This window comes from Paracidovorax valerianellae, from assembly GCF_900102625.1.
Taxonomy (GTDB): Bacteria; Pseudomonadota; Gammaproteobacteria; order Burkholderiales; family Burkholderiaceae_C; genus Paracidovorax; species Paracidovorax valerianellae.
Genome location: NZ_FMZC01000007.1, coordinates 144,089 through 160,529, shown reverse-complemented (window position 1 = coordinate 160,529; position 16,441 = coordinate 144,089). Strand labels below are relative to the sequence as shown.

Genomic DNA, 16,441 nt, shown 5'->3' with positions numbered 1-16,441 from the left:
CGGTTGGCACGGATGCTGCGTCCCCGGCCGGGCCTTGCCATACCTGGCCGGCTGCAGACCCCAAGGATCCTCGATGGACATCGATTTCTCGCAACTCGGCGCCTATGAGCGCTACAAGCTCATGGCCAGCCTGATCGTGCCTCGCCCGATCGCGCTCATCACCACGCTGGGAGAGGACGGCACGGTGAACGCGGCGCCGTTCAGCATGTTCAACATGCTGGGCGAGGACCCGCCGGTGGTCATGGTGAGCATCAACCGCCTGCACGACGGCCGGCTGAAGGACACGGCGGCCAACATTCTGCGCACCGGCGAATTCGTGGTGCACATCACCGACGAACCCATGGCCCGGCGCATGCATGCCTGTGGTGACGCGCTGCCGCCGCACGAGAGCGAACTGGTGCATGCGGGCCTCACCGCCGTGCCGTCGCGCAGCGTGGCCCCGCCGCGCATCGCCGAGGCACCGGTCGCTTTCGAATGCGTGCTGCACGAGACCATGGAAACGGCCAGCCGCTATGTCTTCATCGGCCGCGTGCAGTGGCTGGGCGTGCGCGAGGGGCTGGTGGACACCGAGCGCTGGCGCGTGCGCCTGCAGGACTACCACCCGGTGGGCCGCTTCGGCGCGAGCTTCTACGTGACGACCGGCGACCGCTTCTCGCTCGACGAGGCATCCCAGGCCGAGGCCGCTCGCTCGACGGCCATCGACGAAATCTGAAACCGGAGCCTGAAAGCACCGCCCATCGCCTCGGTGACTCGGTATTTGCCTGGTTCGCGGTGCGGCGGCCTCGGCGCTACAGTGCGATGTCCTCCCTGCCTTCTTCACCGCGCCACCGCTCCGCCACCGGCACGCCCGCGTGGCATACGCAACGGCGTATGGCTGGAATGCCCCCACCCTTATGAGAGACCAAGCCCTTTTCGACAAGATAGACCTCCATCTCATAAGGGTCTTGCACACCGTGTTGACTGAACGCAGCGTATCGAAAGCCGCCGTGCGTCTGGGCATGCACCAGCCGGCCGTATCGGCGGCCCTGCGACGGCTGCGGGACCTGTCCGGCGACCCGCTGCTGGTGCGCTCGGGCGCGGCCATGCTGCCCACCGATGCCGCCCTGCGCATGGTGGAGCCCGCGGGCGCGATCCTGCGGTCGGCCGAGGCGCTGTTCTCCGATGCGCGCGGATTCGATGCGCGCACCGCCACGCGCACTTTCCGCATCGCGGCCAGCGACTACCTGGACCCGCTCTTTCTGCCGCGCCTGGTCGCCCGCCTGAAGGCCGAGGCACCGCTGTGCCCGGTCGAGGTACTGCCGCTGTCGGCCGACACGCACTACCACGCGCACCTGGCGCAGGGCGAGGTGGACGTGGTCATCGGCAACTGGCCGCAGCCGCCCGACGACCTGCACATGGGCCGTCTCTTCGGCGACGACGTGGTCTGCCTTGTGAGTCCCTCGCACCCTGCGGTGCGGCGCGGCTGGGACACCGACGAGTGGCTGGCCGCCGAGCACATCGCCCCCACGCCCACGCATCCCGGCGCGCGCGGCGTGATCGACGCGCACCTCGATTCCCTGGGCCTGCAGCGCCGCATCACCGCGCGCTGCGCCCACTTCAGCCTGATTCCCGAGATCGTCGCGTCGAGCCTGCTGGTGCTCACCACCGGCCGGCAGTTCTGCGAACGCTTCACCGACCGCCTCCCCCTGGCCGTGCTGCCGTGCCCCGTGCCGTTTCCGCGGCTGATGTACTACCAGCTGTGGCATGGCCGCACGCACCATTCGGCGGCGGCCATGTGGCTGCGCGATGCCGTGCGCACCGTGGCGGCATCGCTACGAAAACCATAGCGGACAATGCATGAAGGACGTGCGCAGCATTCCAGTTTCGTGCCCAACCGCCTTTGAAAATAAAGAGACAATCTCCCGCATGAATTCCTCCCACACCTCTCCCGCAGCCGCCGCGCCGGTGCCGCGCCTGCAGTTGTCGGGCATCACGAAGCGCTATCCGGCCGTGGTGGCCAACAGCGGCGTGTCGCTCACGGTGCAGCCCGGCGAGATCCACGCCGTGCTGGGCGAGAACGGCGCGGGCAAGTCCACGCTGATGAAGATCATCTACGGTGCGGTCAAGCCCGACGAAGGCAGCCTGCACTTCAACGGCCAGGCGGTGGCCATCCGCAACCCGCAGGAAGCGCGGGCCCTCGGCATCGCCATGGTGTTCCAGCATTTCAGCCTGTTCGACACGCTCACCGTGGCCGAGAACGTCTGGCTGGGCCTGGACAAGCGCCTGCAGCTGGCCGAGGTGACGCGCCGCATCACCGCCACGGCGGCCGAGTACGGCCTGGACATCGACCCCGCGCGCCCCGTGCACACCTTGAGCGTGGGCGAGATGCAGCGCGTGGAAATCATCCGCGCGCTGCTCACCCAGCCCCAGTTGCTGATCCTGGACGAGCCCACCTCGGTGCTCACGCCCCAGGCGGTCGAAAAGCTCTTCGTCGTGCTGCGCAAGCTCGCCAGCGAGGGCTGCAGCATCCTCTACATCAGCCACAAGCTGCACGAGATCCGCGCGCTGTGCAATGCCTGCACGGTGCTGCGCGGCGGCAAGGTGACCGGCGTGTGCAACCCGGCCGAGGAATCGAACGCCTCGCTGTCGCGCCTGATGATCGGCGCCGAGCCGCCGGCGCTCACCCACCGCCCGGCGCACCTCGGCGAGACGGTGCTGCGCGTGCAAGCGCTTTCGCTGCCGCGCATGGACCCGTTCGGTGTGGACCTGATCGAGCTGGGCTTCGAAGTACGGGCGGGCGAGGTGGTCGGCATTGCGGGCGTATCCGGCAACGGCCAGAAAGAACTGCTTTACGCCCTGTCGGGCGAAGACATGCGCGCGCAGCCCGCGATGGTGCAGGTGGCGGGTCAGGCCGCCGGGCGCATGAACCCGCGCCGCCGCCGCGCGCTGGGCCTGCATTTCGTGCCCGAGGAGCGCCTGGGCCGCGGGGCCGTGCCCACCATGGGGCTGGCGCACAACCTGCTGCTCACCCGCAGCAACTGCGTGGGTCCCGGCGGCTGGCTGCGCACCGGGGCACTGCAGGCGCAGGCCCGCGCCATCATCGAGCGCTTTCACGTGAAGGCAGGCGGCCCGCATGCGGCGGCCCGGTCGCTGTCGGGCGGCAACCTGCAGAAGTTCATCGTGGGCCGCGAGATCGACGCCAACCCGAAACTGCTCATCGTCTCGCAGCCCACCTGGGGCGTGGACGTGGGCGCGGCCGCGCAGATCCGCGGCGAAATCCTGGCGCTGCGCGATGCGGGCTGCGCGGTGCTGGTGCTCAGCGAAGAGCTGGACGAGCTGTTCGAAATCTGCGACCGCCTGCACGTGGTGGCCAAGGGGCGGTTGTCGCCGTCGGTGCCGCGCGCCGAGGCCACGGTGGAGCGCATCGGCGAATGGATGAGCGGGCTGTGGCATGCCGACGTGCAGTCGCACCTGGCTGTAGCCGAAGCGGCACGCGCAGAACCGGAGGCAGCCCATGCTCAAGCTTGAACCCCGTCCCCAGGCATCGCGCTGGTGGACCTACGGCTCGCCGGTGCTCGCGCTGGCGGTCACTGTGCTGATCGGGCTGGCGCTGTTCGCCGCGCTGGGCAAGGACCCGGTGCGCGGGCTGCAGGTGTTCTTCTGGGAACCCATCAAGAGCCAGTACGCCGTGGGCGAGCTGATGGTCAAGGCCACGCCGCTCTTGCTGATCGCTCTGGGGCTGGCCGTGTGCTTTCGCTCCAACGTATGGAACATCGGCGCCGAGGGGCAGTTCGTGATCGGCGCGGTGGCGGCCGGCGGCATTGCGCTGCTGGCCGACAAGACCACCGGGCCGTGGATCGTGCCGGCCATTTTGCTGGCCGGCGTGCTGGGCGGCATGGCCTGGGCCGGCATCACGGCGCTGCTGCGTGACCGGTTCAACGCCAATGAGATTCTGGTGAGCCTGATGCTGGTCTACGTGGCCACGCTGGTGCTGGGCTACCTGGTCTACGGACCATGGAAAGACCCGATGGGCTACAACTTTCCGCAGACCAAGACCTTCGAGCGCGTGACGCAGATCCCCCGGCTCATGCAGGGCTCCCGCGTGTCCATCGGGCTCCTGCTGGCGCTGGCGGGGGCCGCGGCGCTGTGGGTGTTCCTTTTCCGCACGCGGGCGGGCTTTGCCCAGCAGGTGGGCGGCCTCGCGCCGGCGGCAGCGCGCTACGCGGGCTTTTCGTCGCGGCGCGCGCTGTGGACGGCACTGCTCATTTCGGGCGGCGCGGCGGGCCTGGCGGGCGCGCTGGAGGTGGCGGGGCCCATCGGGCAACTCACGCCTTACGTGCCGGCGGGCTACGGCTTCGCGGCCATCATCGTGGCGTTCGTGGGGCGCCTGCACCCGGTGGGCATGGTGTTCTCGGCGGTGCTGATGAGCATGTTCTACATCGGTGGCGAACTGGCGCAGTCGCGCCTCGGGCTGCCCAAATCGCTCACGGGGGTGTTCCAGGGCCTGCTGCTGTTCACGCTGCTGGCGTGCGACACGCTCATCGCCTACCGCGTGCGCTGGGTCGGTGCGAAAGGAAGGGCCGCTTAAATGGAATCGTACGCACTGCTTCTAGGCGCCACGCTGAGCGCGGGCACCGTTCTGGCCATCGCCGCGCTGGGCCTGCTCATCAACGAAAAAGCCGGCATCGTCAACCTGGGGGCCGAGGGCATGATGCTTTGCGCGGCCATCGCGGGCTTCGCCACCGTGGTGCACACGGGCAACACCTGGCTGGGCTTTGCGGCCGGCATGGCGGCGGGGGCCTTGCTGGCCGCCATCTTCGGGCTGCTGGTGATCTGGCTCAACACCAACCAGTACGCGACGGGGCTGGCGCTCAGCCTTTTCGGGGTGGGCTTTTCGGCCTTCGCCGGCATCCGCTACGTGCAGGCCAAGCTGCCGGAGCTGCCCAAATACGCCGTACCCGGGCTGGGCGATCTGCCCATCGTCGGGCCGGCGCTGTTCCGCCAGCACCCCATCGTGTACCTCACCATGCTGCTCGTGGCGGGACTGGTGTGGTTTCTGTACCGCTCGCGCGCGGGCCTGGTGCTGCGCTCGGTGGGCGAATCGCCCGAATCGGCGCATGCGCTCGGCTACCCGGTGCGGCGCATCCGCCTGGCCGCCGTGGTGGCGGGCGGGGCGCTGTGCGGGTTGTCGGGCGCCTACATCTCCACCGTATACACACCGCTTTGGGTCGAGGGCATGGTGGCCGGCCGCGGCTGGATCGCGCTGGCGCTCACCACCTTCGCCACTTGGCGGCCGGCACGGGTGTTGCTTGGTGCCTACCTGTTCGGCGGCGTGACCATGTTGCAGTTCCACCTGCAGGCCACGGGCGTGCAGGTGGCCAGCCAGTTGCTGAGCATGCTGCCGTACGTGGCCACCATCGTGGTGCTGGCGCTCATCTCGCGCAACCCGGCCTGGATCCGCGTGAACATGCCGGCGTCGCTCGGCAAGCCGTTCCATCCGGGGTCGTGATGCTGGCGGCCGCCGGCCGCCAGCCTCGCAGTGCCCCCGATAATTTATTTTTCGTTGCCTTTCCTCATCACTTTTTCCTCATCACTTTTTCCTCAAAGGACCCGACATGACCGATCTGCACAAACGCTCGCTGCTCAAGGTGGCTGCGCTTTCCGCCGTGGCGGCCGCCGCCCTGGCCGGCTGCGGCAAGAAGGAAGAGCCCGCGCCGGCGCCGGCGTCCGCCCCGGCCCCTGCGGCCTCTGCACCTGCCGCGAAGGCCGAGCCTTTGAAGATCGCATTCGCCTATGTCGGCCCGGTGGGCGACGGCGGCTGGTCCTTCGCGCACGACAACGGCCGCAAGGCGCTCGAAAAGGAATTCGGCGACAAGGTGCAGACCAGCTTCGTGGAAAGCGTGCCCGAGTCGGCCGATGCCGAGCGCGTGCTGCGCGACATGGCCAGCCAGGGCAACAAGCTGATCTTCGGCACCACGTTCGGCTACATGGAGTCGATCCAGAAGATCGCCCCCGATTTCAAGGACGTGAAGTTCGAGCACGCCACCGGCTACAAGACGGCCGAGAACGTGCGCACCTACGACAGCCGCACCTATGAAGGCGCCTACATGGCGGGCGTGATCGCCGGCGCCATGACCAAGACCAACACGCTGGGCGTGGTGGGCTCGGTGCCGATCCCCGAGGTGATCCGCAACATCAACAGCTTCACGCTGGGTGCCCAGTCGGTCAATCCCAAGATCAAGACCAAGGTGGTGTGGGTGAACGAATGGTTCAGCCCGCCCAAGGAAACCGAGGCCGCCACGTCGCTCATCAACGGCGGTGCCGACGTGCTGTTCCAGAACACCGACTCGCCTGCCGTGCTGAAAACCGCGCAGGAAAAGGGCAAGCGCGCCTTCGGCTGGGATTCCGACATGACAGCCTACGGCCCCAAGGCCCACCTGGCCTCGGCAGTGATCAACTGGGGCCCGTACTACATCAAGGCCACCAAGGACGCCTTGAACGGCACCTGGGCCACGGGCCAGAGCTGGTGGGGCGTGAAGGAAGGCGCGATCGATCTCGTCTCCATCGCCGAGGACGTGCCTGCCGAAACCAAGACCAAGGTCGAACAGGTGAAGGCCGGGCTGAAGGACGGCAGCTTCTCGATCTGGAAGGGCCCGATCACCGACAACGCCGGCAAGGAAGTTCTGTCCAAGGACGCGGTGGCCGACGACAAGTTCCTGGGCGGCGTGAACTTCTACGTGAAGGGCGTCGAGGGCACGGTGCCCGGCGGCGACAAGAAGTAAATCGGTCAATCGGCGGGTGCCGGCACAGCGCGCGGGGGCGTGCGGGGCCGGCACCGGGTTGCACCGTAGCGGCGGCAAGGCATCATCGGGCTACCGCCGCCGCCGTGGAGAGCGCGGCATCAACGTTTGGAGCCGCCGATGTTCAAGGTCCCCCCGATTCCCGCCCAGCACCTGCCTGCGCTGCTGCGCCGCATGCCCAAGGCCGAGCTGCACATCCACATCGAAGGCTCGCTGGAGCCTGAACTGATCTTCGCCCTGGCGCAGCGCAACGCGATCACCCTGCCGTATGCCAGCGTAGAAGCGCTGCGCGCCGCCTACGCGTTCACCGACCTGCAGAGCTTTCTCGACATCTACTACGCCGGCGCGAGCGTGCTGCTGCACGAGCAGGATTTCTACGACATGGCGTGGGCGTACCTGGAGCGCGCCGCGGCCGACAACGTCGTGCATGCCGAGATCTTCTTCGACCCCCAGACCCACACCGCGCGCGGCGTGCCGATGGCCACCGTGATCCATGGCCTGCACCGGGCCTGCGCCGAAGCGCAGCGCACGCTGGGCATCTCGTCCGCGCTGATCCTGTGCTTTTTGCGCCACCTGAGTGAGGAAGACGCCCTCGAAACGCTCGAACAGGCCCTGCCGCTGCGCGAGCATTTCATCGGCGTGGGGCTGGACAGCAGCGAGGTCGGCCACCCTCCGGAGAAGTTCGCGCGCGTGTTCGCAAAGTGCCGCGAACTGGGCCTGCGCCGCGTGGCGCATGCGGGGGAAGAGGGGCCGCCGGCCTATATCTGGAGCGCGCTCGACGTGCTGAAGGCCGAGCGCATCGACCATGGCGTGCAGGCCGTGCACGACCCTGCGCTCATGCAGCGCCTGGCCGCCGAGCGCATCGCCCTCACGGTGTGCCCGCTGTCCAACCAGAAGCTGTGCGTGTTTCCCGACCTGGCCGACCACAACCTGCGCGAGCTGCTGGACGCCGGGCTGGCCGCCACGGTGAACTCGGACGACCCCGCGTATTTCGGCGGCTACATCAACGAGAACTTCACGCAGCTGTTCGCAGCGGACCCGCTGCTGACGGCGCGCCATGCCTACCAGCTGGCCTTCAACAGCTTCGAGGCGAGCTTCGTTCCCGAGGCCGACAAGCACGCGTGGGAGCACCGGCTCAAGACGTGCTTCCAGCAAAGCGTGGAGCAGGATTACTGAGGCGTTGCAACGGGCCATGCACACACCGCATCCGACTCGGGGCAGGGTCGATGCGGATCGACGCGGCGGGCCGCTGCACTGAAAAATGCGCGTTGGGCCGGCGCGATCCTTGGCCGCAGCCGATCCACGCCCCTCCACAGCCGATGGGCGAATCAAAAGAGGAGACAAAGACATGAGAGAAAGACTTTGGCGCGGCAGCCTGCCGCTTTCCGTGCTGGCCCTGTCGGTGCTGGCAGCCTGCGGGGGCGGCAACAGCGACGGCGGTGGCAGCGGGGGCGTCGACAACGGCCGCTACAGCGCGGAGATCCGCCGCACGGCCATGGGCGTGCCGCACATCAAGGCCTCCAGCTGGGGCAATGCGGGCTTCGGGTACGGCTACGCGCAGGCGCAGGACAACCTGTGCACGATGGCCGATTCGTTCCTGACCTACCGGGGCGAGCGCTCCCGCTATTTCGGTGGCGACGCGCAACTGGTGTATGACAGCACGATCGACCGGCCGCGCAACCTCGATTCCGATTTCTTTCACCGCCATGTGATCTCCGCCGACGTGGTGGATGCCATGGTGGCCGCCCAGCCCGACAACCTCAAGAAAATGGTGGACGGCTTCGCCGCCGGCTACAACCGCTACGTGCGCGAAGCCCAGTCCGGCGGCACGGCCCATGCCGCGTGCCGCACCGCCGCCTGGGTGCAGCCCATCACGGCGCGCGACATCTGGCGGCGCATGGTCGCGGCCAATCTGGCGGGCGGCTACAGCAACTTCGTCGCGCCGCTGGCCAATGCCACGCTGCCCAACGCTGCCGCCAGTGCCACGGCCGAGGCCGCACCGGCCTCACCAGCCCTATCCGGACAACAGGTGGCGCGGCTCGACCCCGCGCGCACCCAGCCGCCGCGCATGCAGGTGGGCGGCACGCTGGGCATCGGCAGCAACATGTACGGCTTCGGCTCGGCCGTCACGGGGGAGTCGAGCAGCGTGCTCTTCGGCAATCCGCACTGGTACTGGAAGGGGCCGGACCGCTTCTATCAGGCCCAGTTGACCATTCCCGGCGAGCTGAACGTGAGCGGCGCCTCGTTCCTGGGCGTGCCTGTGGTGCTGATCGGCTTCAACGACAACGTGGCCTGGAGCCACACCGTGTCCACCGCGCGCCGATTCGGCTTCTTCCAGCTGCAGCTGGCCGATGGCGACCGCACGAGCTACGTGCGCGACGGCAAGGCCGTGAAGATGACCGCCAGCACGATCACCGTGCCGGTGCGCGGCGCCTCCGGCGCGGTCACCGACGTCACGCGTACCCTCTACAAGACCGAATACGGGCCGCTGGTGAACCTGGGCGGCCTCAACCCGGCGCTGGCCTGGACGCAGACCACGGCGTTCGCCATGCGCGACGTCAACGGCGACAACTTCCGCACCTTCCGCAACTGGATGCGCTGGAACCAGGCGACCTCGCTGGACGACTTCATCGCCATCCAGAAGCAGGAGTCGGCCATTCCCTGGGTCAACACCGTGGCCGTGGGCCGTGGCAATCCCCGCGCCTGGTATGCCGACATCGGCGCGGTGCCCAACGTGTCGCCCGACCAGGTGGCCACCTGCACCACCGGTTTCGGCAAGGCGATGGCGGCGGCGCTGCCCAACGTGCCGTTCTTCGACGGCTCGCGCAGCGCCTGCGACTGGCAGACCGACGGCGACTCGGCGCAAAAAGGCACCGTGGGCGCATCGCGCATGCCCAGCCTGCTGCGCGACGACTACGTCGGCAACATGAACGACAGCTACTGGCTGGCCAATGCCAAGGCCCCGCTCACGGGCTTTCCGGCGATCTTCGGCGCTGCGGGAACGCAGGCCCAGAGCCTGCGCACCCGCTTAGGCCACACCATGGCGCTGGAGCGCCTGGCCGGCACCGACCAGTACGCCGGCAAGCAGGCCACCAGCGCCATCGTGCGGCAGATGGTGCTCAACAGCCGCGTGTTCAGCGCCGAGCGGTTCAAGGACCAGGCGCTGGCGTTGGTGTGCACCACGCCCCAGATCACCGTCACGGCCGAGAGCCGCGCGGTGGATGTGACCGCTGCCTGCGCCACGCTGCGTGCGTGGGACAACACCGGCAACGCCACCGCCCGTGGCTCCCATGTGTGGGACGAGTTCTGGACCCGGGTGCAGGTGCCCGCCGCGCAGCTTTATGCCGTGCCGTTCAGCGCCGACGATCCGTTGAACACACCGCGTGACCTGCGCGCCAGCGCCGCCGATGCGCTGCGCCAGGCTTTCGGTGCTGCGGTGCTCAGCGTGCAGCGCAGCGGCTTCGCCGTGAATGCGCCGCGTGGCGAAGTGCTGTTCGCCACGCGCGGCGGCAGCAAGATTCCGCTATACGGCGGCTGCGGCGACTCGGGCTACTTCACCATCAACTGCTCGGAAAACCCGATCGAAAAGGGCGGCTACAGCATGGACGGGCAACCGCACGGCAACAGCTACATGCAGGTGGTGAGCTTCCCGGCCAGCGGCGTGGAGGCGCACACGTTCCTCACGTTCTCGCTGTCGGATGACCCGGCCTCCAGCCGCTACGGCGACTACACCAAGGCCTACGGGGCCAAGCAGTGGCTGCGCATGCCGTTCTCGGAATCCGAGATCACGTCCAGCGCGGGCTACAGCAGCGTCACCGTGAGGGAGTGATCGCACCGCCACCGGGCCTTGACGCCGCCCGGTGGCGCCTGCGGAGCGATTGGAGCAAAATAGGCCTGCAGCGCTTGATCCGCCTGCCCCTTTAGCTATCAATATGGAAGCATCCTGACGTGTCCAGTCCTCGCATTCCCCTGCTCGTTCTCAATCACCTCTCCCCGCAGAGCCAGGCCCAGATCGCGGCCCTGTACGACCTGCACTACGCCCCGACCGCCGCCGACCGCACCGCGGCCATCGTCACCCAGGGCACGCGCTTTCGCGCGGTGCTCACCATCGGCTCGCTAGGGCTGACCGCGCAGGAGATCGAGGCCATGCCCGCGCTGGAACTTATCTGCGTGCTGGGCGCCGGCTACGAAAACGTTGACCTGGCCGCGGCCCGTGCGCGCGGCATCGTGGTGGCATCGGGCGCGGGCACCAACGACGACTGCGTGGCCGACCATGCCTTCGGACTGCTGATCGGCACCGTGCGGGGCCTGCGCCCCCTGGACCGGCTGTGCCGCGAAGGCGTCTGGCGCGATGCCATCGGCCTGCCGCCCAACGTGTCGGGCAAGCGCCTGGGCATCTTCGGGCTGGGCACGATCGGCCAGAAGATCGCGCGCCGCGCCTCGGGCTTCGACATGGCGGTGGGCTACCACAACCGCAAGCCGCGCGAAGGCGTGGCGCACCAGTATTTCGGCAGCCTGCTGGAGCTGGCGGCGTGGTGCGACGTGCTGGTGTGCGCCACCCCCGGCGGCGCGGCCACGCGGCACGCCGTGAATGTCGAGGTGCTGCAGGCGCTGGGCCCGCTCGGCTACCTGGTGAACATCGCGCGGGGCAGCGTGGTGGACACCGAAGCGCTGGCTTCCGCCCTGCGCGTGGGCGCCATCGCGGGCGCGGGGCTTGACGTTTACGAAAGCGAGCCGCATCCGCCCGAAGCGCTCATCGGCCTGGACAACGTGCTGCTCACCCCGCACGTGGCGGGCTGGTCGCCCGAGGCCGTGCAGGCCAGCGTGAACCAGTTCCTCGCCAATGCCGGCGGGCACTTCGCCGGCACCGGGGTCGTGGCCCCGGTGTAAGGCCGTGCGGCAGTGGCAGGCATAGCGCTTTCTGCGCTGGCCTGCAGCGCGGGCCGCTGTCAAAGGCTGGTGCGCAGCTTCCAGATCTCGGGGAACAGCACCACGTCCAGCATCTTGCGCAGGTAGCTCACGCCGCCCGTGCCGCCGGTACCGCGCTTGAAGCCGATCACGCGCTCCACCGTGGTCACGTGGCGAAAGCGCCAGAGCCGGAAGGCGTCTTCCAGGTCGGTCAACTCTTCGCCCAGCTGGTACAGGTCCCAGTGCTGCTGCGGGTTGCGGTACACGACCAGCCAGGCCTGCTCCACCGCATCGCTTTCTTCATAGGGCTGCGTCCAGTCGCGGGCGGTGTGGCTGTCGGGCACCGCGATGCCGCGGCGCGCGAGCAGGCGCAGGGCTTCGTCGTAGAGCGACGGCGCTTCGTAGGCCGCCTGCACCTGGGCCAGCAGGTCGGCGCGGTGCTCGTGCGGGCGCAGCATGGCGCGGTTCTTGTTGCCCAGCGCGAATTCGATGCTGCGGTACTGGTAGCTTTGAAACCCGCTGGAGCTGCCCAGGTAGGGCCGCATGGCGCTGTACTCGGGCGGGGTCATGGTGGCCAGCACGTCCCACGCATGCACGAGCTGCTCCATGATCTTGGAGACCCGGGCCAGCATCTTGAAGGCGGGCTGCAACTCGTCCCGGGCCACGTGGGCGATGGCCGCGCGCAGCTCGTGCAGCATGAGCTTCATCCACAACTCGCTGGTCTGGTGCTGCACGATGAACAGCATTTCGTCGTGCGCCGGCGAGCGCGGTTTTTGCGCGGTGAGGATGGCATCGAGCGACAGGTAGTCGCCGTAGCTCATGCTCTGGCTGAAGTCGAGCTGCGCGCGCTCTTCATGCACGATGGTTTCGGGCTTGCCGGTTGCAGTTGCAGCGCCGTCGTCTGCCGAGGCTGCGGGGCTTTGGGAATGGGGGCACATGGTTCAGGTCACCGCGCTGATCTGGTTGAACTCGGCGCGCTGCCACTCGGCGCTGTCCAGCACCTGGCGCAGGTGCTCGACCGCATTCCACACGTCTTCGAAGCCGATGTACAGCGGCGTGAAGCCGAAGCGAAGGATGTCCTTATGCGGCCCCTGGCCGCCGTCGCCTTTGCGGAAGTCGCCGATCACGCCGCGCGCGATCAGAGCCTGCACGATCGCATACGCGCCGCTGCCCTGGCCATTCAGACCCTGGCCTTCGTCCCGTGTGAGGCAGACCTGCGAGCCGCGGCGGCCATGCTCGCGCGGGGTCGCCAGGCCCAGGCCGTGGCCTGCGCAGCGCTCTTGCACCAACTGGATGAACAGGTCCGTGAGCGCGAGCGATTTGGCGCGCAGCGCCGCCATGCCGCCCAGCGGCTGCGCCGCATCGAACACGTCGAGCCCGCATTGCAGGGCCGACAGGCTGATGATGGGCTGCGTGCCGCACAGGTAGCGCGTGATGCCGGGCGCGGGCTGGTAGCCGGGCGTGAACTGGAACGGCGCCGCGTGGCCCCACCAGCCGGACAGCGGCTGCCAGAAGCGGTCGGCGTGGCGCGGGTGTACCCACACGAAAGCCGGCGCGCCCGGCCCGCCGTTGAGGTACTTGTAGCCGCAGCCGATGGAAAAGTCGGCATCGGCGCCGCGCAGGTCCACCGGCACCGCCCCGGCGCTGTGCGCCAGATCCCACACCGTGAGGATGCCCGCCGTGTGGGCGGCCGCCGTGAGCGCCGCCATGTCGTGCATGGCCCCGGTGCGGTAGTTGACGTGGGTGAGCATGAGCACCGCCACGTCGCTGGTGAGCGAAGCGGCGATCTCCTCGGGTTCGACCAGCACCAGTTCCAGGCCGCGCTCCTTGCACAGCCCTTCGGCGATGTACAGGTCGGTGGGGAAGTTGCTGCGCTCGCTCACCACGCGGGTGCGCGCCGGGCTCTCCTCGCGGGCGATGTTCAGCGCCGCGCTCAGCACCTTGTAGAGGTTGATGGACGTGCTGTCGGTGCACACCACCTCACCCGCCCCGGCCCCGATGAACGGCGCGAGCTGGTCGCCCAGGCGCTGGGGCAGATCGAACCAGCTGGCGGTGTTCCACGAGCGGATCAGGTCGGTGCCCCATTCGCGCGCCACCACGTCGGCGACGCGGGCTGCCGTAGCCTTGGGAAGCATCCCGAGCGAATTGCCGTCCAGGTAGATGACCCCCGGGGGAAGGGCGAAGTGCTCGCGCAGCGGGGCCAGCGGGTCCTGCGCATCGAGGGCGCGGCAGTCTTGCAAAGTCGTCATGGAAAGGCTCGGGTTAATCAAAATTGATAGCAAAAGAGGCAATGAAATCAGCGGTGGGAGCGCAATATGGCTCTGACTGGCGAAGCGTCAGCGGTGGTGAGCTTCAAGGGCAGGGCGATGAGCTCGTAGTCGCCCTCGGGTACGTCGTCGAGCACCAGGTTCTCCAGCACCCGAAGGCCGCGCCGACGGATCACCTGGTGGCTGTCCAGCGCCTTGCTGTCGGCCGGGTCGATGCTGGCGGTGTCGATGCCCACCAGCACCACGCCCAGATCGGCCAGCCGTTCGATGGTGCCCGGCGCGTATGCGGTCAGGGCGCCGTCCCAGCGGTCCACCGGCATGCGCTCGTAAGTGCGCACCAGCACCCGCGCCGGCACGTCGTGCACCGCATGGGCCAGGTGCCCCCATTCGATGAGCGGCCCCGCGCCGATGGCGTGGATCACGCGGCACAGGCCGATGAAGGCGTCGAGCGGTACGTCGCCGATCGAGGCGCCCTCCGGGTCGTAGTGCAGCGGGGCATCGGCATGCGAGCCGACATGGGGGGAAAGCGTGATGGCGCTCACGTTCACTGGGCAGCCGGGCCCGATGGTGGCGCACCACTGCTGCGTGTAGGCCGTGTCACCCGGGAACACCGGGCTCGCGGCATGCACGGGCGCGGAAATGTCCCAAAGACGGCGTGAATTCATGGTCATGCCGCGCATGCTATGCGCACCGGGGGGTTAAAACAAAGGGGTTATCTGCTGCTGGTTTGAAAATTGAATAATCCATTCTCCAAACCCTGAAAACAGAACAAATCATGCAAGCAGCAGACCTGGATCGCACCGACCGGCAATTGCTCGAAGCGCTGCAGGGCAATGCCCGGCTCACCTCGGGCGAACTGGCGCAGATGGCGCATCTATCGCAGTCGCCCTGCTGGCGGCGCGTGAAGCGACTCGAAGACGACGGCGTGATCAGCGGCTACCACGCCGGCCTGAACCGGCGCGCGCTCGGGTTCGGGGTGATGGCGTTCGTGATGGTGGGCATCGACCACCAGACCGAAATTTCGTCCCTGGCCTTCGAGGAAGCGGTGTGCGCCATCCCCGAGGTGGTCATGTTCCACGGCATATCGGGGCCGGAAGATTTCATGCTCGTGGTGGTCGCCAAAGACCTGGACGCGTATTCCGAGCTGCTGCAGCGCCGGCTGCACCGGCTGCCGGGCGTGCGGCACATGCATTCGTACTTTTCGCTGCAGGAGTTCAAAGGCCAGGTCGGCGGCCTGCCCGTGCCGGCTTGAGCGCGGCGTTGGCCGGTAGCTGAGGGCCCGGCTCAGTAGATCGCGCTGTCCGGCAGGGCGGCCAGGCCGTGCCGCTGGCGGGCGCGGCGGCAGGCATCGCTGCCCGCTTCGAATTCGCGGCAGGGGGAGGGTCGCCATTCATAGATGCCGCAGGCCGCCTGCACGCCGGGTTTGCCGGTGAGCGCGGCGCAGCGAGGCGATGCATGGTCGGTGCCGCGCATGCGGCGCAGGCTGTCCGTCACCTCCACCACCAGGCCCTGTGGCACGGTGCCGCCCAGCTCCTCCGACTCATGCACCGAGAAATCGACCCGGAAACTCGCGCAGCACGCGCCGCAACTCAGGCAGGGATGGGTCATGGAAAAGCAGGGTGTTCAGCGCAAAAGTGGGGGACTGCTCGCTTTGGCACTCGGAGGGGGTGTGGATAACTTTTGGCATCGCTAGTGTTGGCGCGGGTTAGCGACCGATTTAGAGACGTTTTGGATTGACACACGCTTTGGCGCGAATGGACACTCGATAGGCCAAGAATGGGCGAAACAGGCCGCATATGGCTAGAACTGGGCCTGTGGCAGGTCGATGTGATTTTGATGCGATGGAGTGTCATTTTCACTGGGGATGGCGGGCGCTGGCGCATGTTGCGGCAGCTGCATTGGCGATTGCGACTTTCAATCTGAAGGTCGGACAACGTGTGGTCGGACGGCAAAGCATGTCCGACCTAAATAAATCCAATGGTGACAATGGCTTAGGAGCTTACGGAAAAAGTTGTCCACAACGTCCGACCTGTACGAGGTCGGACGTAACTGGCTCTTTAACTCCGCACAGTTAAAACAGCGCGCCTTGGCGTCGATCCAGCGGCGCCACCGCTCCAAGGTCGGAGACGATGCGGGTGACTTGGCGCTCAGTCAGCCGGTACTCAGCAGCCAATTGCCGGGCAGTCTTGTGGGTTGAATAGTCGGCCGCGATACGGGCGTTTCGCACGGCCATCAGCGCTCGCTCGGCTTTGGGCAACTGGAAATGATCCTCGCCACCGTACACGTCGGCGAGCTTGCGCAGATTGTCCAGGCCCACCACTTGCGCGAGGTAGTGGGTTTCGCTGACCCGACTGGGCACTGGGATGTACAGGCGCAGCCCCCCCGACCGCTCGACCAGCGCCATGGTCGCCTGGAGCCCGATCAGGCGCACGAAGTCCTGCAGCAGCGGCGGCAGGAGGTCGAGGTCAAGGGCTGCACCAGTCATCG

At 67.8% G+C, this 16,441-nt stretch carries 15 protein-coding genes; 10 read left to right on the top strand and 5 right to left on the bottom strand.

All coding sequences use genetic code 11. The annotated features are described in order from the left end of the window. Positions 1–73 precede the first annotated feature (73 nt). The 9 genes from BLT03_RS13090 to BLT03_RS13050 all read left to right on the top strand — a co-directional run bounded on the left by BLT03_RS13090 (position 74) and on the right by BLT03_RS13050 (position 11,669). Positions 74–712 (top strand): flavin reductase family protein, encoded by a 639-nt coding sequence (locus tag BLT03_RS13090; RefSeq protein ID WP_092744201.1) that lies wholly within the window; start codon positions 74–76, stop codon positions 710–712. A gap of 181 nt (positions 713–893) precedes the next feature. Next, the gene (locus BLT03_RS13085) at positions 894–1,826 is read left to right on the top strand and encodes a LysR family transcriptional regulator (protein ID WP_092744200.1); all 933 of its coding nucleotides are present in this window, start codon (positions 894–896) and stop codon (positions 1,824–1,826) included. 79 nt (positions 1,827–1,905) lie between these two features. Further along, complete coding sequence (locus BLT03_RS13080) at positions 1,906–3,507, top strand: ABC transporter ATP-binding protein (RefSeq protein ID WP_092744199.1); 1,602 nt, start codon at positions 1,906–1,908, stop codon at positions 3,505–3,507. Continuing rightward, positions 3,494–4,567, top strand: a complete 1,074-nt coding sequence (locus BLT03_RS13075; RefSeq protein ID WP_092744198.1) for an ABC transporter permease — start codon at positions 3,494–3,496, stop codon at positions 4,565–4,567. The genes BLT03_RS13080 and BLT03_RS13075 overlap by 14 nt, the downstream gene beginning before the upstream one ends. Beyond that, positions 4,568–5,488, top strand: a complete 921-nt coding sequence (locus BLT03_RS13070; RefSeq protein WP_092744197.1) for an ABC transporter permease — start codon at positions 4,568–4,570, stop codon at positions 5,486–5,488. Between the two features lie 106 nt (positions 5,489–5,594). Beyond that, positions 5,595–6,761, top strand: a complete 1,167-nt coding sequence (locus tag BLT03_RS13065; RefSeq protein ID WP_092744196.1) for a BMP family ABC transporter substrate-binding protein — start codon at positions 5,595–5,597, stop codon at positions 6,759–6,761. A 138-nt stretch (positions 6,762–6,899) separates the two neighbouring features. Then, the gene (locus tag BLT03_RS13060; RefSeq protein WP_092744195.1) at positions 6,900–7,955 is read left to right on the top strand and encodes an adenosine deaminase; all 1,056 of its coding nucleotides are present in this window, start codon (positions 6,900–6,902) and stop codon (positions 7,953–7,955) included. 172 nt (positions 7,956–8,127) lie between these two features. Further along, a complete protein-coding gene (locus BLT03_RS13055) occupies positions 8,128–10,608 on the top strand; it encodes a penicillin acylase family protein (RefSeq protein ID WP_092744194.1) in 2,481 nt (826 codons plus the stop codon). 119 nt (positions 10,609–10,727) lie between these two features. Next, complete coding sequence (locus tag BLT03_RS13050) at positions 10,728–11,669, top strand: 2-hydroxyacid dehydrogenase (protein WP_092744193.1); 942 nt, start codon at positions 10,728–10,730, stop codon at positions 11,667–11,669. 59 nt (positions 11,670–11,728) lie between these two features. Here BLT03_RS13050 and kynA read toward each other — a convergent pair whose 3' ends face one another. From kynA to kynB, 3 genes are read right to left on the bottom strand one after another with little or no spacing between them, the layout of a single operon-like run. Next, positions 11,729–12,625, bottom strand: a complete 897-nt coding sequence (gene kynA, locus BLT03_RS13045) for a tryptophan 2,3-dioxygenase (RefSeq protein WP_092744192.1) — start codon at positions 12,623–12,625, stop codon at positions 11,729–11,731. A gap of 3 nt (positions 12,626–12,628) precedes the next feature. Beyond that, positions 12,629–13,936, bottom strand: a complete 1,308-nt coding sequence (kynU, locus tag BLT03_RS13040; RefSeq protein ID WP_092744191.1) for a kynureninase — start codon at positions 13,934–13,936, stop codon at positions 12,629–12,631. Between the two features lie 47 nt (positions 13,937–13,983). Beyond that, positions 13,984–14,634 (bottom strand): arylformamidase, encoded by a 651-nt coding sequence (kynB, locus tag BLT03_RS13035; protein WP_434802397.1) that lies wholly within the window; start codon positions 14,632–14,634, stop codon positions 13,984–13,986. 95 nt (positions 14,635–14,729) lie between these two features. Here kynB and BLT03_RS13030 point away from each other — a divergent pair, with 95 nt between their 5' ends. After that, positions 14,730–15,206 carry an Lrp/AsnC family transcriptional regulator gene (locus tag BLT03_RS13030; protein WP_092744190.1) on the top strand — a complete coding sequence of 159 codons (477 nt, stop codon included), beginning with the start codon at positions 14,730–14,732 and terminating at the stop codon, positions 15,204–15,206. A gap of 32 nt (positions 15,207–15,238) precedes the next feature. Here the strand turns inward: BLT03_RS13030 and BLT03_RS13025 are convergent, their stop codons facing one another. Next, positions 15,239–15,562 carry a YkgJ family cysteine cluster protein gene (locus BLT03_RS13025; protein WP_092744189.1) on the bottom strand — a complete coding sequence of 108 codons (324 nt, stop codon included), beginning with the start codon at positions 15,560–15,562 and terminating at the stop codon, positions 15,239–15,241. Between the two features lie 463 nt (positions 15,563–16,025). After that, the gene (locus BLT03_RS13020) at positions 16,026–16,439 is read right to left on the bottom strand and encodes a Mor transcription activator family protein (protein WP_245711373.1); all 414 of its coding nucleotides are present in this window, start codon (positions 16,437–16,439) and stop codon (positions 16,026–16,028) included. Positions 16,440–16,441 lie beyond the last annotated feature (2 nt).

Bases quoted from the DNA above. Each gene is read 5' to 3' on its own strand.
- BLT03_RS13025 (WP_092744189.1), bottom strand. From the start codon at position 15,562: ATGACCCATCCCTGCCTGAGTTGCGGCGCGTGCTGCGCGAGTTTCCGG.
- BLT03_RS13055 (WP_092744194.1), top strand. From the start codon at position 8,128: ATGAGAGAAAGACTTTGGCGCGGCAGCCTGCCGCTTTCCGTGCTGGCC.
- BLT03_RS13075 (WP_092744198.1), top strand. From the start codon at position 3,494: ATGCTCAAGCTTGAACCCCGTCCCCAGGCATCGCGCTGGTGGACCTAC.
- BLT03_RS13020 (WP_245711373.1), bottom strand. From the start codon at position 16,439: ATGACTGGTGCAGCCCTTGACCTCGACCTCCTGCCGCCGCTGCTGCAG.
- BLT03_RS13070 (WP_092744197.1), top strand. From the start codon at position 4,568: ATGGAATCGTACGCACTGCTTCTAGGCGCCACGCTGAGCGCGGGCACC.
- kynU (WP_092744191.1), bottom strand. From the start codon at position 13,936: ATGACGACTTTGCAAGACTGCCGCGCCCTCGATGCGCAGGACCCGCTG.
- kynA (WP_092744192.1), bottom strand. From the start codon at position 12,625: ATGTGCCCCCATTCCCAAAGCCCCGCAGCCTCGGCAGACGACGGCGCT.
- BLT03_RS13065 (WP_092744196.1), top strand. From the start codon at position 5,595: ATGACCGATCTGCACAAACGCTCGCTGCTCAAGGTGGCTGCGCTTTCC.
- BLT03_RS13030 (WP_092744190.1), top strand. From the start codon at position 14,730: ATGCAAGCAGCAGACCTGGATCGCACCGACCGGCAATTGCTCGAAGCG.
- kynB (WP_434802397.1), bottom strand. From the start codon at position 14,634: ATGCGCGGCATGACCATGAATTCACGCCGTCTTTGGGACATTTCCGCG.
- BLT03_RS13060 (WP_092744195.1), top strand. From the start codon at position 6,900: ATGTTCAAGGTCCCCCCGATTCCCGCCCAGCACCTGCCTGCGCTGCTG.
- BLT03_RS13080 (WP_092744199.1), top strand. From the start codon at position 1,906: ATGAATTCCTCCCACACCTCTCCCGCAGCCGCCGCGCCGGTGCCGCGC.
- BLT03_RS13085 (WP_092744200.1), top strand. From the start codon at position 894: ATGAGAGACCAAGCCCTTTTCGACAAGATAGACCTCCATCTCATAAGG.
- BLT03_RS13090 (WP_092744201.1), top strand. From the start codon at position 74: ATGGACATCGATTTCTCGCAACTCGGCGCCTATGAGCGCTACAAGCTC.